General features: G+C 74.4%; 17 protein-coding genes. 7 read left to right on the plus strand and 10 right to left on the minus strand.

Annotated features, from left to right (window positions below):
• Window positions 1-13: 13 nt before the first annotated feature.
• On the minus strand, window positions 14-1,450 hold the full coding sequence (locus BTM25_RS26730; RefSeq protein WP_103565983.1) for a GuaB1 family IMP dehydrogenase-related protein: 1,437 nt from the start codon (window positions 1,448-1,450) through the stop codon (window positions 14-16).
• Window positions 1,451-2,096: 646 nt separating this feature from the next.
• Here BTM25_RS26730 and BTM25_RS26735 point away from each other — a divergent pair.
• Window positions 2,097-3,008, plus strand: a complete 912-nt coding sequence (locus BTM25_RS26735) for an Lrp/AsnC family transcriptional regulator (RefSeq protein ID WP_103565987.1) — start codon at window positions 2,097-2,099, stop codon at window positions 3,006-3,008.
• A 22-nt stretch (window positions 3,009-3,030) separates the two neighbouring features.
• On the opposite strand, the gene BTM25_RS26740 is transcribed toward BTM25_RS26735, so the two are convergent.
• The 3 genes from BTM25_RS26740 to BTM25_RS26750 are packed head-to-tail and all read right to left on the minus strand — an operon-like array spanning window position 3,031 to window position 6,020.
• Window positions 3,031-4,635, minus strand: coding sequence for a Na+/H+ antiporter (locus BTM25_RS26740; protein WP_103565989.1), 1,605 nt, complete (start codon window positions 4,633-4,635; stop codon window positions 3,031-3,033).
• Between the two features lie 52 nt (window positions 4,636-4,687).
• Window positions 4,688-4,951, minus strand: coding sequence for a ubiquitin carboxyl-terminal hydrolase 14 (locus tag BTM25_RS26745; protein WP_103565991.1), 264 nt, complete (start codon window positions 4,949-4,951; stop codon window positions 4,688-4,690).
• A 34-nt stretch (window positions 4,952-4,985) separates the two neighbouring features.
• Window positions 4,986-6,020 (minus strand): GDP-mannose 4,6-dehydratase, encoded by a 1,035-nt coding sequence (locus tag BTM25_RS26750; RefSeq protein ID WP_103566555.1) that lies wholly within the window; start codon window positions 6,018-6,020, stop codon window positions 4,986-4,988.
• 191 nt (window positions 6,021-6,211) lie between these two features.
• Between BTM25_RS26750 and folP the strand changes: the two genes are divergently transcribed.
• Window positions 6,212-7,057, plus strand: a complete 846-nt coding sequence (gene folP, locus BTM25_RS26755; protein WP_103566557.1) for a dihydropteroate synthase — start codon at window positions 6,212-6,214, stop codon at window positions 7,055-7,057.
• A gap of 7 nt (window positions 7,058-7,064) precedes the next feature.
• Here the strand turns inward: folP and BTM25_RS26760 are convergent, their stop codons facing one another.
• From BTM25_RS26760 to BTM25_RS26770, 3 genes are all read right to left on the minus strand, one after another.
• Entirely contained in the window at window positions 7,065-7,625 is a 561-nt protein-coding gene (locus BTM25_RS26760) for a CGNR zinc finger domain-containing protein (protein WP_103565993.1), read from the minus strand.
• Between the two features lie 63 nt (window positions 7,626-7,688).
• Window positions 7,689-8,261 carry a hypothetical protein gene (locus BTM25_RS26765; RefSeq protein ID WP_103565996.1) on the minus strand — a complete coding sequence of 191 codons (573 nt, stop codon included), beginning with the start codon at window positions 8,259-8,261 and terminating at the stop codon, window positions 7,689-7,691.
• A 176-nt stretch (window positions 8,262-8,437) separates the two neighbouring features.
• On the minus strand, window positions 8,438-9,751 hold the full coding sequence (locus tag BTM25_RS26770; protein WP_103565998.1) for a pyridoxal phosphate-dependent aminotransferase: 1,314 nt from the start codon (window positions 9,749-9,751) through the stop codon (window positions 8,438-8,440).
• Window positions 9,752-9,871: 120 nt separating this feature from the next.
• Here BTM25_RS26770 and BTM25_RS26775 point away from each other — a divergent pair, with 120 nt between their 5' ends.
• Window positions 9,872-10,798 carry a LysR family transcriptional regulator gene (locus BTM25_RS26775; RefSeq protein WP_103566001.1) on the plus strand — a complete coding sequence of 309 codons (927 nt, stop codon included), beginning with the start codon at window positions 9,872-9,874 and terminating at the stop codon, window positions 10,796-10,798.
• On the opposite strand, the gene BTM25_RS26780 is transcribed toward BTM25_RS26775, so the two are convergent.
• Window positions 10,799-11,275: an SCP2 sterol-binding domain-containing protein gene (locus BTM25_RS26780; RefSeq protein ID WP_103566004.1), complete on the minus strand. Its 477-nt coding sequence runs from the start codon at window positions 11,273-11,275 to the stop codon at window positions 10,799-10,801.
• A gap of 180 nt (window positions 11,276-11,455) precedes the next feature.
• Between BTM25_RS26780 and BTM25_RS26785 the strand changes: the two genes are divergently transcribed.
• From BTM25_RS26785 to BTM25_RS26795, 3 genes are all read left to right on the plus strand, one after another.
• Window positions 11,456-12,121, plus strand: a complete 666-nt coding sequence (locus BTM25_RS26785) for a VC0807 family protein (protein ID WP_103566007.1) — start codon at window positions 11,456-11,458, stop codon at window positions 12,119-12,121.
• Between the two features lie 297 nt (window positions 12,122-12,418).
• The gene (locus BTM25_RS26790; RefSeq protein WP_235828717.1) at window positions 12,419-13,615 is read left to right on the plus strand and encodes a L,D-transpeptidase; all 1,197 of its coding nucleotides are present in this window, start codon (window positions 12,419-12,421) and stop codon (window positions 13,613-13,615) included.
• 65 nt (window positions 13,616-13,680) lie between these two features.
• On the plus strand, window positions 13,681-15,000 hold the full coding sequence (locus BTM25_RS26795) for a glycosyltransferase family 4 protein (RefSeq protein ID WP_235828719.1): 1,320 nt from the start codon (window positions 13,681-13,683) through the stop codon (window positions 14,998-15,000).
• Here BTM25_RS26795 and crcB read toward each other — a convergent pair.
• Window positions 14,969-15,325: a fluoride efflux transporter CrcB gene (crcB, locus tag BTM25_RS26800; protein ID WP_103566014.1), complete on the minus strand. Its 357-nt coding sequence runs from the start codon at window positions 15,323-15,325 to the stop codon at window positions 14,969-14,971. The two genes, BTM25_RS26795 and crcB, sit on opposite strands and share 32 nt — an antisense overlap.
• Window positions 15,322-15,765, minus strand: a complete 444-nt coding sequence (locus tag BTM25_RS26805) for a fluoride efflux transporter FluC (RefSeq protein WP_103566017.1) — start codon at window positions 15,763-15,765, stop codon at window positions 15,322-15,324. Before BTM25_RS26805 ends, crcB begins: the two co-directional genes overlap by 4 nt.
• A 225-nt stretch (window positions 15,766-15,990) precedes the next feature.
• On the opposite strand from BTM25_RS26805, the gene BTM25_RS26810 reads away from it, so the two are divergent.
• Window positions 15,991-16,638: a DUF4232 domain-containing protein gene (locus tag BTM25_RS26810; protein WP_168212257.1), complete on the plus strand. Its 648-nt coding sequence runs from the start codon at window positions 15,991-15,993 to the stop codon at window positions 16,636-16,638.
• The last annotated feature ends 17 nt before the right edge of the window (window positions 16,639-16,655 follow it).

Consider the following 16,655-nt stretch of genomic DNA (forward strand, 5'->3'; position numbering starts at 1 on the left):
CCCGGATGATCTTCTACCAGCTCGTCGCGAGCGGCATCCCCTCGGCGTAGCCCGCCGCGCCCTGCACGCCGACGGTCGCGCGCTCGTGGAACTCCTCCAGCGTCCGCGCGCCCGCGTAGGTGAACGAGCTGCGCACGCCCGCCACGATCGCGTCCAGGAGGTCCTCGACGCCCGGCCGCGCCGGGTCCAGGAACATGCGGGACGCGGAGATGCCCTCCTCGAACAGCGCCTTGCGCGCCCGGTCGAACGGCGAGTCCTCGGCGGTGCGCAGCGCGACCGCCCGCGCCGACGCCATCCCGAAGCTCTCCTTGTAGAGCCGGCCGTCGGCCGCGCGCTGCAGGTCGCCCGGCGACTCGTAGGTGCCCGCGAACCACGAGCCGACCATCACGTTGGACGCGCCCGCCGCGAGCGCCAGCGCCACGTCGCGCGGATGCCGCACGCCGCCGTCCGCCCACACGTGCCGGCCGAGCCGCCGCGCCTCGGCCGCGCACTCCAGCACGGCCGAGAACTGGGGGCGGCCCACGCCGGTCATCATCCGCGTCGTGCACATCGCGCCCGGCCCGACGCCGACCTTGACGATGTCGGCGCCCGCCTCGACCAGGTCCCGGACGCCCTCGGCCGTCACCACGTTGCCCGCCGCGACCGGCACGGCCGGGTCCAGCTTCCGGATCGCCGCCAGCGCCGCCAGCATTTTCTCCTGGTGGCCGTGCGCGGTGTCGACGACGAGGACGTCCGCGCCCGCCTCCAGCAGCGCCGCCGCCTTGGCCGGGACGTCGCCGTTCACGCCCACCGCCGCCGCGATCCGGAGCCGTCCGGCGTCGTCCACGGCCGGACGGTACAGGGTCGCGCGCAGAGCGCCGGTACGGGTCAGGAGCCCGGCGAGGTTCCCGGCGGCGTCCACGACGGGCGCCAGCCGGTGCCCGCCCCCGTGCAGCCGCGTGAACGCCTCGCGCGGGTCGATGCCGAGCGGCAGCGTCAGGACGTCGGAGGACATCACGGTGCGGAGCTGGGCGAAGCGGTCCACGCCCTGGCAGTCCGCGTCGGTCACCACGCCGACCGGGCGCTCGCCGTCCACCACGACGACGGCGTTGTGCGCCCGCTTGCCGAGCAGCGCCAGCGCCTCGCCGACGGTCTCGGTCGGCGACAGCCGCAGCGGCGTGTCCACGACGAGGTCACGCTGCTTCACCCACGCGACGACCTCGGCGACGACGTCCAGCGGGATGTCCTGCGGCAGCACGGCGATCCCGCCGCGCCGCGCGATCGTCTCGGCCATCCGCCGCCCCGACACCGCCGTCATGTTCGCGACGACGATCGGGATCGTCGTGCCCGACCCGTCCCCGCTGGCGAGGTCGACCTCCAGCCGCGAGCCGACCGCCGAGCGGCGGGGGACCATGAAGACGTCGTTGTAGGTGAGATCGTGAGCGGGACGCTCACCGTTCAGCAGACGCACGGCCGGACCACACACCAATCGGAGATCGAGGGTGTCTATCACCTCACATTCTCCTTCATACCGGGACGTGCCGCCGACCACGCCCCCGGTTGCCCCCGGAGCGGGCGTCCGTCTGGCCGGTTCCGGAAGCGTGCCGCTGACCTGCGACGTTGCGAATCGCCTGCCCCGCAGGGGCTCCCAGAGGTGACGCCGGTCCCGACGTGCCGTTGACGGCTGGGTAAAGTCACCTCTTGACGTTCTTGGACGCTCGTTGCACTTTTCTTACATGTGCTTCGGGAGATCAAGGGTTCGCCATGGGCCGCCGCAGAGGAAGACCGGGAGTCGCGCATGCAGGTCACGCCGCAGGAACCTGCGCCGCGCGCACCCGCGCCGAGGGGGCGCCGCGGCCCGTCCGGTGACCGGGGCCACGCACCGGCGCGCGGGCCGCCCGGTCGCGCGCCCCCGGTGATCCTGTCTCGTTGCGCTCTCGCACCGGTCGGAACCGCGTCGGAAACGTCGTCCCCGAAGACGTGCGCCGACGCTTCGACGGCCGCGGGACACCCGAAACACGAGCAGGATCAATATTTGACGGGATACCGCCCGGAAATGGAATGATCTTGCAGTTACCAAAAAAACGATCTTTCTACGCATGTCGAGGAGGAGAGCCGTGCTGGATGCGGTCGACGCCGTGCTCGTCCGCGAGCTCCAGCGGGATGGCAGGGCGACGTTCCAGGCGCTCGCCGACCGGGTCGGGCTGTCCCGGACGGCCGTGCGCGCGCGTGTGCAGAACCTTCTCGAAACCGAGGTCGTCCGCGTGGTGGGCATCGTGCACGCCGCGGTCGTGGGCGCCGAGGCCATCGGGCATGTGTCGGTCACCGTGGAGGGAGCCGCGCGCGAGGTCGCCGCGGCAGTCGCCGAACGTCCCGCCGTCAGCTTCGCCGCCCTCATCGCAGGGCCGTACGACCTCGTCGCGCAGGTCCGCACCCGCGACGACAACGCACTGGCGACCGAGATCGACCAGATCCGCGCCGTCCCCGGAGTCCGCTCCGCCGAGGTGTTCCGGTCGGTGGCCACCGTCCGGGACGCGCACGCCGTCGTCCGCGACCTCGGCGAGGTCACGCTCGACGACATCGACTGGCGGCTGCTCCAGGAGCTGCAGCGCGACGGACGCGCGCCCTACACCCGCCTCGCGGGCATCATCGGGCTGTCCCAGGCCGCGACGCGGGCCCGGGTGGTGCGGCTGATGCGGTCGGGCGTGATCCAGGTGACCGGCCTGGCCGACCCGCTCGCGCTCGGCGCCGCCGAGCAGGGCGGGTTCGGGCTGTCGATCACAGGGTCGCTGCGGCGCGCGGCCGAGGCGGTCGCCGAACTGGAGGGGGTGCGCTACCTCGCCACCGGCTTCGGCCGGTACGACGTGGTGGGGCTCGCCGAGGCGGCCTCCCGCGCCGAGCTGGTCGCCGTGTTGGACGCCGTCCGCTCGGTGCCCGGCGTGACGGTCCGGGAGTCCTGGCACCACCTGGACGTCGTCAAGGAGTCCTACGCGGTGGAGCTGCCCGAGAAGCCGCCGAACGGAATGTGAGGGACGGACCCGGGGAGGCCGCTCACCGACGGCTGAGAGCGGCCTCCTCCAGGTCCAGTTCGTGCAGGACGCGGTTCAGCACCTCGTCGTCGATCCGCCGTTCGTCGCGCATCCGGACGAACGTGGCGCGCTCGGCCGCGAGCATCTCCAGCCGCAGCCTGCGGTAGGCGGCGCTCGGGACCTCGGCGCCGCCCTGCCCGGTGCCGCCGCCGAGCCGCTCCCACGCGCGGAGCTGCTGCTGCTCGGCGAGGCCGCGCAGGCGCTGCACGACGTCCTCGTCCAGCGGCTCCTCGCTCGCGTCCGCCAGCTCGTCCAGGCGCTCCAGCGCGGCGCGGGCGGCGGCGTGGTGCGCGCCCGCCTCGGCCACCGTGTCCTCGTAGCGCTCGCGCTCGCCGCCGATCCCCAGCCGGCGGATCAGCGCCGGGAACGTCACGCCCTGCACCAGCAGGGTCGCGAGGACGGTCGTGAACGTCAGGTACACGATCAGGTCGCGGCCGGGGAAGCGGGCGCCCGAGGAGTTCGCGAACGGGATCGCGAACGCCGCCGCGAGCGACACCACCCCGCGCATCCCCGCCCAGCCCACCACGACGTGGCTCCGCCATCCGGCGCGGCGCTGCACCTCCCGCTGGCGCTCCGACACCAGCGCCGGGCCGTACGTCGTCGCGAACACCCACACGAACCGGGCGGCGACCGTCGCGCCGAACACCGCGACCGCCCACCAGGCCAGCTCGCCCCAGCCCCGTCCCGACAGGCCCTGCACGACGGGCGGGAGCTGCAGGCCGATGAGCAGGAACACCACCGACTCCAGCAGGAAGACGACGACCTTCCAGAACGACTGGCCGATCAGCCGCGTCGCCGCCGGGGACTCGGTGAACCGGTGCCCGAGGTACAGGCCGCTGACGACCACCGCGATCACGCCCGACGCCTCGACGACCTCGGCGATCAGGTAGGCGGCGAACGGCGCCACGACCGCGACGGTGTTCTCGACCAGCGGGTCCCGCACGCGCGTCCGCAGCCAGTGCAGCGGCGGGCCGAGCGCGAGGCCGACCACCGCGCCCGCGACGGCCGCGAACGCGAACCGGCCGAGGCCCTCGGCGATCGAGAAGCCCGCGCCGACGGCCGCCGCCAGCGCGACCCGGAACAGCGTCAGCGCCGTCGCGTCGTTGAACAGGCTCTCGCCGACCAGGATCGTGACCGTCCGGCGCGGCAGCCCGAGCCGCTGCGCGACGCTCACCGCCGCGACCGCGTCCGGGGGCGCCACGATCGCGCCGAGGACGAACGCCGACGCCAGCGGCAGCCCCGGGACGACCAGCCACGCCACGTAGCCCACGACGAGCGTCGTGAACAGGACCAGGCCCACCGACAGCAGGCCGATCGGGCGCAGGTTCTCCCGCATGTTGTAGTACGAGCTCTGCCAGGCCGCCGAGAACAGCAGCGGCGGCAGGAACGCGTACAGGACGAACTCGGGTTCCAGCCGGAACTCCGGGACGCCCGGCAGGTACGCGAGGGCGAGGCCGGCGACCACCAGCGCCAGCGGCGCGGCGATCCCGGCCCGCCGCGCGAACCCCGCGACGACCAGCGCGGTCACGGGTACGGCGAGCAGCCAGAGTGCGTGTGTCGCTCCCACCAGCCGATCATGGCACGAACCGGGCGCGGCCCGGTCCGGCGGCCGGGCACGGTCAGACCAGGGTCTCGTCCACGAAGCACCAGCGCCAGTCCTCGCCCGGCTCGAACGAGCGCATGACGGGGTGCCCCTCCTTCTCGAAGTGCGCCGACGCGTGCCGTCGCGGCGAGGAGTCGCAGCAGCCGATGTGCCCGCACGTCAGGCAGAGGCGCAGATGGACCCAGCGGGTCCCCTCGGCCAGGCACTCCGCGCAGCCTTCGGGCGTCTGCGGCGCGGGCGTCTCGGCGGGCAGCTCCGCCAGGTGGTCGCAAGCGGTCATACGGGTATCGTCGCACGTCCCCGGCCGCGGACGATCACCAGTGGTCGGGGCTGGCGGGCTCCTCGTCGGGCCGGCGCGAGCCGCCGAGCAGCCGCAGGTCCGACTCGACCATCATCGTCACCAGTTCCTCGAACCCGACCTCGGGCTCCCAGCCGAGCTGCTCGCGGGCCTTCTTCGGGTCCGCGCACAGCAGGTCGACCTCGGCGGGACGGGTGTACTTGCCGTCCAGGACGACGTACCGCTCCCAGTCCAGGCCGGCCGTGCGGAACGCGAACTCCACGAGGTCGCGGACGGACCGGGTCCGCCCGGTGCCGATCACGTAGTCCTCGGGGGACTCCTGCGCGAGCATCATCCGCATCGCGCGCGCGTAGTCGCCCGCGAAGCCCCAGTCGCGCCGGGCGTCCAGGTTGCCGAGGCGCAGCTCGGCGGCCAGCCCCAGCTTGATCCGCGCGACGCCGAGCGACACCTTCCGGGTGACGAACTCGGCGCCCCGGCGCGGGGACTCGTGGTTGAACAGGATCCCGCTCACCGCGAACATCCCGTACGACTCGCGGTAGTTCTGCGTGATGTAGTGCCCGTAGGTCTTCGCGACGCCGTACGGGCTGCGCGGATGGAACGGCGTCTTCTCGTTCTGCGGCGTCTCCCGGACCATGCCGAACATCTCCGAGGAGGACGCCTGGTAGAAGCGGATCTGCTCGCGGCCCGGCGTGCGGGACGCGCTGACGCCCGACACCACCCGGATGGCCTCCAGCGTCCGCAGGACGCCCATCCCGGTGACCTCGGCGGTCAGTTCCGCCTGCTGCCAGGACATGGGCACGTAGGAGATCGCGCCGAGGTTGTAGACCTCGTCGGGCTGGACCCGCTCGACCGCGGAGATCAGGCTGCCCTGGTCCAGGAGGTCGCCCGTCGTGATGCGGACGTCGCCGATGTGCTTGCGCAGCCGCGACACGTGCGGGTTGGCCTGACCCCGCACCAGACCCCACACCTCATACCCCTGCTCCAGCAGATGCTCGGCGAGGTACGAGCCGTCCTGCCCGGTGATGCCGGTGATGAGTGCTCGCCTGGACAGCGGATCCTCCTGGCTGAATAGGTCAGACGACGGACCCGTACCGGACGAAATCCGCAACGGGCATGAAACACGAGGTTAGCGACCCGGGGGCGATGCTGACGAGCGAGGGCGCCCGAATTGAACCGAATTTGCGTCGACCGGCCGGTGGTGGGCGCGTGGCGCGCCCCGGCGGGATGTGCGACCGTTCGGTCATGCCTTCCGCCGAGACCGCCGCGCCGCTGCGCCCGAACGGCCGTCCGCTGCCCCGCCGCGCGGTGATGGCGGTGGTCAACCGCACCCCCGACTCCTTCTACGACCGGGGCGCGACGTACGCGTTCGAGGCCGCGCTGACGGCCGTGGACCGCGTCGTCGCCGCCGGGGCCGACATCGTGGACATCGGGGGCGTCCGGGCCGGGCCGGGGGAGGACGTGGACGCCGCCGAGGAGCGCCGCCGCGTCGTGGACCTCGTCGCGGCCGTCCGGGAGCGGCACCCGGGCGTCGTGCTCAGCGTGGACACCTGGCGGGCCGAGGTCGGCGCGGCCGTCGCCGCGGCCGGCGCGGACCTGATCAACGACACCTGGGGCGGCGCGGACCCCGAGCTGGCCGCCGTCGCCGCCGAGTACGGCACCGGGCTCGTGTGCGCGCACCCGGGGACGCTGGAGCCCCGGATGCGCCCGCACCGGACGGCGTTCGACGACGTCGTCGCCGACGTCCTCGCCAAGGTCCTCGGGGAGGCCGAGCGGGCGCTCGCGCTCGGCGTGCCGCGCGACGGGATCGTCATCGACCCCGCGCACGACTTCGGGAAGAACACCCGCCACTCGCTGGAGATCACCCGGCGGCTCGGCGAGCTGACCGGGACGGGCTGGCCCGTCCTGGTCGCGGTGTCCAACAAGGACTTCGTGGGGGAGACGCTGGACCGTCCGGTGGACCGGCGCGGGCCGGGCACGACGGCCGTGCTCGCGCTGTCAGCCTGGCTCGGGGCGAGCGTGTTCCGCGTCCACGACGCCGCCGGGACGCGCCGGGCGCTGGCCGCCGTCGAGCGGCTCGCCCGAAACTGACCGGGGACTAGCCGGGGGCGGCGTGGCGCCGCCGCGCCCGGTAGGCCGCGACGTGCGTCCGGTTCCCGCAGGTGCGGCTGTCGCAGTAGCGGCGGCACCGGTTGCGCGACAGGTCCACGAGGACGCGCTCGCAGCCGGGCGCCGCGCACGCGCGCAGCCGGTCCAGCTCCCCGGCCGACACCACGAACGCCAGCGCCATCCCGCAGGCCGCCGCGACCCGGTCGCGCAGCGGGGCGCCCGGCGCGGAGAAGTGGACGTGCCAGTCGTGCCCGTCGTGGTCGGTGAGGTAGGGGCTCGCGCGCACCTCGGAGATCACGGCGTTGACGAGCCGCGCCGCCGCAGGGACGTCGGGCGCCAGGAACACGGCGTGAAGGCCGTCGCGCAGGCGCCGCACGGCGGCCAGGTCGGCGTCGGCGGGCGGGACCGTGCCGCCGAGCCCGGTGCGGTCGGCGAAGGCGCGCAGCGCGGGCAGCCCGTCCAGCCGCTCCGCGCCGCACGCCGCCGGGCCGGTGTTGACGAGGTCGGCGGCGGCCGTGAGCGCGTGGACGGCGTCATGGGCGAAGACCAACGGGGGACTCCCGTCTCCGGGGGGCCGGGGGGTCCACAGCCTATGCGGCGCCCCCGCGGCCGGTCAGCGCGCGTAGTGCGGATCGGCCACCACGGGATAGAACGAGCCTTCGTGCTGGACGCGCATGGTGAGCGTCTGGCCCTCCAGCGCGTAGTCGGCCTTCACCGGGCGGAACATCGCGTCCGACGCCCACGGGTTGTACAGGCGCCCCACTGTCGCGCCGTACCGCAGGTGGACGATGTCGTACCCGCCGGACGGCATCGCCTCCAGCGCGAGCCCGTCGGGAAGGGAGAGCGAGAACCGGAACTCCGTCGGGGCGTCCGGGCCGTGGATCACGGTCAGGAGGCGCACGCCGCCCACCGTCGTCTGCGCGAGCAGGTCGGTGTCGACGTCCACGCCCACGAACGCGCGCAGCGTCGGCCGCAGCACCTGCGCGACCGCGTCGCCGCCGACCGCGCCGAGGCCGATGTGGACCCGCTGCCCGTCCCGGGTCGGCACCCAGACGCCGTCGCGCGCCCGCTGCCCCCAGGCGACGTCCGGGTCCTCCTGCTCCTGGGGCTCGTTCCTGCCGCGTGCGACGAGCACGCGGGACGCCGCGCTCATCGCCGCGGCGGCCCCGTCCTGCGCGTGCCTCATGGCGGCCCCCTCGCCTTCCCGGCGCCACCGTCGCGCCGCCGACCCGATCCCGCGGGCGGGCCGCCGGACCGGCCCGGCCGACCCCGCGTTCCACCCGCGCGACGTTGGACTTTACACCAGGTTTATCTGATTCCGGTGCAGGTCGCCCGGTGGTCGGGGCCGTCCGGCGCGGCCCGTCACCGACCGTGGCGCGGCAGTTCCGCCAGGACGTCCGAGAGCCGGTCCAGGGCGCCCGCGATCCACGGCAGCGCGGCCGGGTCGGGGGCGGCGAGCGCGGCGAGGCGGTGCTCGTCCGTCGCGCCGTAGAGCAGGCTCGGCGCGACCCGCATCCGCAGCGCTCGCGGGTCGTCGCCGAACACCGCGCCGGGCAGGACGCCGACACCGTGCCGCTCCAGCAGCAGGGACGCCAGCTCCGCGCCCGTCCGGACGCCGGCCAGCGCGTCCCGCAGCGGCTCCAGGTCGGGGTAGAGGTAGAACGCCGCCGCCGGCTCGGGCACCAGCGCGCCCGCCGCGCGGAAGCGGAGCGCCACCGCCCGCGCCACGGCGGCGTGCAGGCGGCGGCTCCGGTCCACGCGCTCGGCCAGCTCGGGCGGCTCGCTCAGCGCGAGCGCGGCGGCGTGCTGCATCGGCGCGGGCGCGCTCGACCAGATCTCGCTGCCGACGCCGAGCAGGGACGTGCGCAGCGCCCGCCCGAACGGCCCGTCGGGCAGCCGGGCGACGCCGATCCGCCAGCCGCCCGCCGCGAACTGCTTGCTCAGCGCGGTGGTGACGACCGTCCGCTCCGGGGCGCACAGGGCCGCGCGCGGGACCGGGCTGGACGGGTCGTGCACGAGGTCGCCGTAGATCTCGTCGCTGATCACCGCCAGGTCGAGGTCGCGGGCCGCCGCGCACACCCGGCTGACCGTTTCCGGCCGCGCCAGCGTTCCGGTCGGGTTGTCGGGGAGCGTGAGGACGACCGCCCGGACCGTCCGGCCCCCCGCCCTGGCCCGCGTCACGGCGGCGGCGAGCGCGGCCGGGTCCGGGACCCCGCCCTCGCCCGGCGGCGTCGGGACGCGGACCGGCGCCGCGCCCGCCAGCGCGGTCTGCGCCGCGTAGGTGACCCAGCTCGGCGCGGGCACGACGACGTCGCCGCCGAGCGCGGTCAGCAGGCCGAACAGCAGCGCCTTGCTGCCCGGCCCCGCGACGACCTGGCCGGGGTCGGTGGGCAGGTCCCGGCGCGTCCAGTACCCGGCCGCGGCGGCGCGCAGCTCGGGCGACCCCGCGACCGGGCCGTAGGCGCCCCGCCCGGCGGCGGACGCCAGCGCCTCGGTGAGCAGCGGGTGGACGGGGATCCCGGCCTCCCCGAACCCGAGCGGCAGCACGGGGGCGCCCGCGCGGCGCCTGCGGTCCAGCGCCTCGTTCACCGCGAGCGTGGGCGACAGCGGAACGGGCCGGAGCGAGAATGACGGATCGGTGGTGGAAGTGCCGTCTGAAACGACGGAAACGGACATCCAAGGGCTCCAAGGACGGTGGAAGAAAGGAGTGAACCGGCCGGTTCCTTTCTCTCAGCCTGCCCGGCGCCTAGCATCGAGACAAGCGAGTCTCTTCGATGCCGACCCCAGGGAAGTCCGATGCTCGAACTGCGCAGGCTCCGGCTGCTCGCCGAGTTCGAGCGGCGCGGCAGCATCGCGGCCACCGCCGCCGCGCTCGGCTACACCGCGTCCTCGGTCTCCCAGCAGCTCGCCGCGCTGGAGCGCGAGGCGCGCGTCCCGCTGCTGGACCGCACCGCCCGCAGCGCCGAGCTGACCGACGCCGGCCGTCGCCTGGCACGCCGCGCCGAGGAGATCCTCGACCTCGTCGAGCGCGCCGAGGCCGAGCTGTCCGCGCACGCCGACGCCGTCACCGGACGGGTCGTCGTCACCGCGTTCCCGACGGCGGCCGTGGCGTTCGCGCCCGCGCTCGCCCGCAGCCTCGCCGAGCACCGGGGGCTCACCTTCGTGCTCCGGCAGGGCCGCCCCGACGACGCGATCCGCCAGGTCCGCGGCGGCGAGGCCGACATCGCGCTCGTGGACGACTGGACCGGCACGCTGCCCGACGAGGCCCCGCCCGCGCTGGAGTTCTTCCGGCTGCGCCGCGACCCGCTCGTCCTCGCCGTCCCCGCCGACCACCCGCTGGCCGACCCGGCCCGTCCGGTGGACCTGCGCGAGCTGCGCGACGAGCCGTGGATGGCGGCGCCGCGCGGCGAGCCGTCCCGCGAGGCGTTCGAGCGGCTGCTGGACGCGGCCGGCGGCGCGCGGCCCGTCCCGTGGGAGTTCGAGGGCCTGCACGCGATCCTCAGCCTGGTCGCGCGCGGCATCGGGATCACCGCCGTCCCCGCGCTGGCGCTCGCGGCGGGCGACGAGGGCATCGCGGTGCGGCGCATCCCCGGGACCGAGCTGTCGCGCGAGGTGCACGCCGTGACGCGCGGCGCGAGCGTGCGGCGCCCGCCGGTCGCGGCGACGCTGCGCGCCCTCTACGCGGCGGCCCGGACGGCCTGGCCCGGACCGCCCGCCGGATGATCACCCCTGGTCGAACCAGCCCTGCAGCCGCGCCGCGAACAGCAGGTCGCCCGAGACGCGGATCCGGCCCGTCATCAGCGCCTTGACCCCGTTCAGCGTGCCCGCCGACAGGCGCAGCAGGTCGGGCAGGCTCAGCGCCAGCGCGACCTTCGGACGCCCGTCCGGCGCGCCCCGGACGCTCTCGGCGCGGCCCTGCCCGATCCGGACGGTGTAGACCGCGACGCCGTCGGGTCCCTGGACGTCCCACCGGACGGCCCCCCGCGCCCGGCCCGCCTTCTCCGGCAGGAACCGGGACGCCATCACGGTGAAAAGCCGGTCGAGGATTCCGTCAATTCCGGCAGATTTGGCGAAATCACCGATCATCGCGTCGTCGACCCCCGGAACCGCCAGCAATGCGCGCAGTTCGGCCGGCGTCCCGACCGCGTGGAGCACCTGGTCCGCCCAGCCGTCGCCGGGGTCCTGATCCGCCTCGCCCATCGTCGTCCCCTCCCTCGTCACCCGGAACTATTCAATCCTTCATCCAATAAGGTCAAGGGGGAGAGGGTTCCGTGCGTCCCGCTGTGACCACGCCCGACATCACGTACCGTGGTGCGAAAGTCCGAGACACACGACCCCTGGCCGGCGGGCCGGGCCGACCTCTCGGGGGGAGCACGCCCGATGGACGACGCGACCTCGCACACGCACCCGCACCGCCCCCACACGTTCGAGCTGCCACGCCTGCGCGCCCTGCTCCTGCACGCCGCCCCCCGGTTCCTGGAGGGCGTGATCGCGCCCGTCGCCGTCTTCTACGCCGCGTTCGCCGTCCTCGGCCTGACCGGCGGCATGGTCGCCGCCGTCGCCTGGGTCTACGGCGGGATCGCCTGGCGGCGGCTGCGCGGCCACCCGGTCTCGGCGACGCTGCTGATCGCCGCCGTCGGCGTGACGGTCCGCGCCGCGCTCGGCGTCGTCACGCACAGCGCGGTGATCTACTTCCTCCAGCCGACGCTCGGCACCCTGCTCATGGCCGTGGTGTTCCTCGCGTCGGTGCCGCTCGGCCGTCCGCTGGCGCAGAAGCTCGCCACCGAGATGGTGCCGATGCCCGAGGCGTTCCTGAAGCACGCCCGCGTCCGCCGGTTCTTCCTGCGGATCTCGCTGCTGTGGTCGTTCGTGCTGTTCGCCAACGCCCTGGTCAGCCTGTGGATGCTGTTCCACCAGTCGGTCGGGACGTACGTCTGGGCGCGCACCGGGCTCGTCGTCGGCATCGGCGCGGTCGGCGTCTTCGTCTCGGTGTGGGGATTCCGCCGTCTGCTCCGGCATGTGAACGCGCGCCCCGCGCCCGCCTGATCCGTCCCGTTCCGACGGCCGTGAACTTTTCCGAGTTCACGGCCGTCTTTGTGTCTGGAGAACGGGACGCGCTCGGCGATCCGTCGCATCCCGGTCTCCGGTGACGGCGCGCTCGCGGGCCGTCACGCACGGCCGTCATCGGGTCCCGCGAGTCGAGTTGCAACGCTTTGATCTCAGACGTCGCGGAAACCCCATGACGTGGCAGAATCGTCGGCTTTTATCGCTAATGTCGGTGCCGATGACGGCGGGGTTTCGGGAGGAATGACGGTGCAGCGACGGGTGACCGCGGGAGTAAGCGTGGCGGGGGCGGCCGTGCTGGTCTTCGCGTCGGGCTGCTCCGGCGGCGAGAAGGGCGACGGCGTCACGGTCGGCGACACCGCCGAGGCCGGCGTGCCCCAGGTGACCGTCAGCCCCGGAAACGGCGAGGGTAAGGCGCTGCCCGAACGCGGCGTCCAGGTGAACGTCGCGGGCGGCACATTGCAGCAGGTCACCGTGACGCGGAAGGGCAAGCCCGTCACGGGCCAGCTCACCGCCGACAAGACGGGCTGGAAGTCCCGCACGCTGCTGCCCGGCTCGCAGTACGACGTCTCCGCGACCGCGACGAGCCCCAAGGGCAAGACCACCACGGTCACCGCGCGGTTCAAGACGATCAAGGCCGCGAACGAGCTGCGCGTCCTCGACGTCACCCCGAGCGCGAACGAGAAGGTCGGCGTCGGCATGCCGATCCAGGTGACCTTCAACCGGGCCGTCGCCGACAAGAAGGCCGTCGAGTCGGCCCTCGAGGTCAAGTCCGACAAGCCCGCCACCGGCGCCTGGTACTGGGTCAGCGACACCCAGGTCGTGTTCCGCACCGAGAACGGCAAGTACTGGCAGCCGAACCAGCACGTCCGGCTGCGGGCGAACATCGGCGGCGTGAAGACCGGCAAGCGGACGTACGGCACGGCCGACTTCACCCGCACGTTCCGCATCGGCGACGAGCACATCATCAACGCCAACACCAAGACGCACCGGCTCACCGTCACCAGGAACGGCGTCAAGGTCAAGAGCTGGGGCATCAGCGCCGGGCGCGGCGGACGCGTCGTCAACGGCGTCGACACCTACCTCACGACCAGCGGCGTCCACCTGACGATGGGCAAGGAGAATCCGGCGATCATGACGTCGGAGTGGATGGGCGTCGACCCCGAGGACAAGAAGAACGGCGGCTACAAGGAGGTCATCCCGTTCGCGGTGCGGATCTCCAACAGCGGCGAGTACATCCACTCGATGGCCGCGACCGTGTGGGCGCAGGGGCACCAGAACGTCAGCCACGGCTGCCTGAACTCCCCGCCGTCCGCCGCCCAGTGGTTCTACAAGTTCTCCTACCGGGGCGACCCGGTGGTCATCAAGGGGACGTCGCGGAAGCTCCAGTGGGACAACGGCTGGAGCTTCTACCAGATGTCCTGGTCGAAGTGGGTGAAGGGCAGCGCCCTCGACCGGACGGTCACCACCGGCTGATGATTGCGCGGACGGCGCGCGGGGCACGGGGCTAGGCACACCGCCCGTCTCAGATCGGGGGACCCGTGCCGGGCCGTACCCTGCCGCGCCGCGCGCTCCGCCGCGCCGGACGCGTCCCGCTCGCCGCCGCGCGCCGCGCGGCCCTGGCGCTGCTGCGGACGCTCGTCCGGCGCCGTCCCGCGCCGCCGCCCGCGGGGCGCCCGCGCGTCCGGATCCTGCTGCGCCACGCGTACGGGACGGGCGGGACGATCCGCACCGTCCTCGCCACGGCGGGCCACCTCGCGCGCGACCACGACGTGGAGATCGTCAGCCTGCTGAAGGAGAAGGACGCGCCGTTCTTCCCGCTGCCGCCGGGCGTCGCGGTGTCCTTCGCCGACGACCGGACCGTCCCGCCGGGCCGCGCCGCGCGCCTGCTGGGACGCCTGCCGAGCCTGCTGTTCTCGGTCGGCGGGAACCGCGCCACGCGCGAGACGCTGTGGACGGACCTGCGGGTCGCGCGGCTGCTCCTGGCCGGAAACGCCGACGTGCTCGTCGGCACCCGGCCCGCGCTGAACCTGCTCGCCGCCGAGATCGCCCCGCCCGGCGCGGTGACGATCGGGCAGGACCACATGAACCTGCGGGCCTACCCGCCCGCGATGCGCGCGGCGATCCGGCGCGCCTACCCCCGGCTGACGGCGCTGGCCGTGCTCACCGAGGCGGCCCGCGCGGAGTACGCGGCGGCGCTGGCCGGGACGGCGGTCCGGATCGTCCGGATCCCGAACGCGCTCGCCACCCCGCCCGGCGCCCCGTCGCGCCGCACGGCGAAGGTCGTGCTCGCGGCGGGCCGGCTGACCCGGCAGAAGGGCTTCGACCTGCTGCTGCGCGCCTACGAGCCGCTGTCCGCCGAGCATCCGGACTGGACGCTGCGGATCTTCGGCTCCGGCCCGCACCGCGCCCGGCTCGCCAGGCGCATCGCCGCGCGGGGCCTCACCGGGCGCGTCGAGCTGAACCCCCGCACGGCCGACCTGCCGGGGGAGATGGAACGGGCGGCGGTCTATGTGCTCTCGTCCCGGTTCGAGGGGATGCCGATGGTCGTGCTGGAGGCGATGAGCAAGGGCCTGCCGGTCGTCGCGTTCGACTGCCCGACCGGCCCGGCCGAGATGATCTCCCACGAGAGCGACGGGCTGATCGTCCCGCCCAAGGACGTCGCCGGGCTCACCGCCGCGCTGCGCCGCCTCATGACGGACGGCGACCTGCGCGACGAGCTGGGCGAGCGGGCGCGCGCGTCCGTCCGCGCCTACGACCCGGAGTGGATCGTCCCGCGCTGGACCGACCTCATCGACGAGCTGCTGGCCCCGCGCCGGCGCCGTCCGGTCACACGGCCAGTGCCAGGGCCGTCCCGGTGAACGCGGCGGCCAGGCCCGCCGCGACGCTCGCCGCCGCGTAGGCGACGGCGGTCCGTCCCGCTCCCGTCTCGGTGAGCCGCAGCGTCTCGTACCCGAACGTCGAGTAGGTCGTCAGCGCGCCGCAGAGGCCCGTCCCGGCCAGCGCCGACACCGCGTGCCCCGCCGGGAGCGCGGTGACGAAGCCGAGGATCGCCGAGCCGACGACGTTGACCGTCAACGTGCCCCACGGGAACGCCGACCGGTGCCGGGCCTGGACGGCGCGGTCGGCGAGGTAGCGCAGCGGCGCGCCCACGGCGGCGCCGAGCACGATGAGAAGAAGCGTCACCGGCGTCCTCCCGCGATGCGGCGCGTCACGGCGGAGCCGAGCGTCACGGCGGCCAGGGCGGCGGCCAGGGTGGCGGCCAGGTAGGCGACGGCGACGCCGGGGGCACCCGCGCGGACGGCTTGCTGCGCGTCCACGACGTACCCGGAGAACGTCGTGTACCCGCCGAGCACGCCGACGCCGAGGAACGGCCGCGTCAGCGCGGGCAGGCCCGGACGCGCCGCGAGGACGGCCATCAGCACGCCGATGAGCAGGCAGCCGGAGACGTTGACGAGGAACGTCGACCACGCGAAGCCCGTCGCGGCGTGGGGGAGCGCGGTGCCGGCGCCGTAGCGGGCCAGCGCCCCGAGCGCCCCGCCCGCCGCGATGACCGCGAGCACCGGCCACGGCACGCCGGGGACGATCTGCGGTTCGACGTCGGGATCGACGGGCTCCTGCGGCATGGCCACTCCCACCAGGACGGACACTGGCAGGGACCGTTGGCGGCGGTGCCGCGGTTCTCCCCGGACGACCTTCCGGGGGCGGCAGGCCCCACTGCCGCGACCCGGCCGATTGTAGCGACGGGCGGCGCGCCGTGCTTCGACCGCGAACCAGCGGGCATGTCACCGCATCTCAACAGGAGGACGGCGCACGGGGAACGCGCCGCACGCGACACCGAGGGGGATGCCATGAAGAGGACGATCGCAGGGGCGGCGCTCCCGCTCGCACTGCTCGGCGGCACGCTGACCGCCTGCGGCGGCGGGAACACCCCGAAAGCGAACGGAACGCCCACCCAGGGGGCGCCGGACTCGCCGTCGGCGATGCCCTCCGCCGGGGATCCGAACGCGCCCGCCGCGACGCCCACGACGACGGCGCCGAACGGGGGGCCGACGTCCCGTCCCGTGGCGCAGCCCGCGATCTCCCGCTGCCACACGTCGATGCTGTCGGCGTCGCTGGCCGCCACGGACGCCGCCGCCGGGCACCGCTACGCCTACCTCACGCTGACGAACCGCTCCGGGACGCGCTGCCGCCTGTACGGGTACGTCGGGATGCAGCTTCTCGGGTCGTCCGGCGCGCCGCTCACGACGAACGTCGAACGGCTCGGCCAGCCCGCGCCCGCCACGGTGACGCTCGCGCCCGGCACGTCGGTCCGCACGCGGGTCGGCTGGACGGTCGTCCCGACCGGCGCCGAGCCCACCGACGGCCCGTGCGCGCCGACCCCGGCCAGCGTGCGCGTCACGCCGCCCGACGAGCTGGACCACCTCACGATCCCGTGGACCCAGGGCATGGTGTGCGGCCTCGGACGGCTGGCCGTCACACCGGTCGGCGGCGTGTGAGATGCGTGAACCGAGTG

The sequence above is a fragment of the Actinomadura rubteroloni genome, from assembly GCF_002911665.1.
In the GTDB taxonomy this organism is placed as follows: domain Bacteria; phylum Actinomycetota; class Actinomycetes; order Streptosporangiales; family Streptosporangiaceae; genus Spirillospora; species Spirillospora rubteroloni.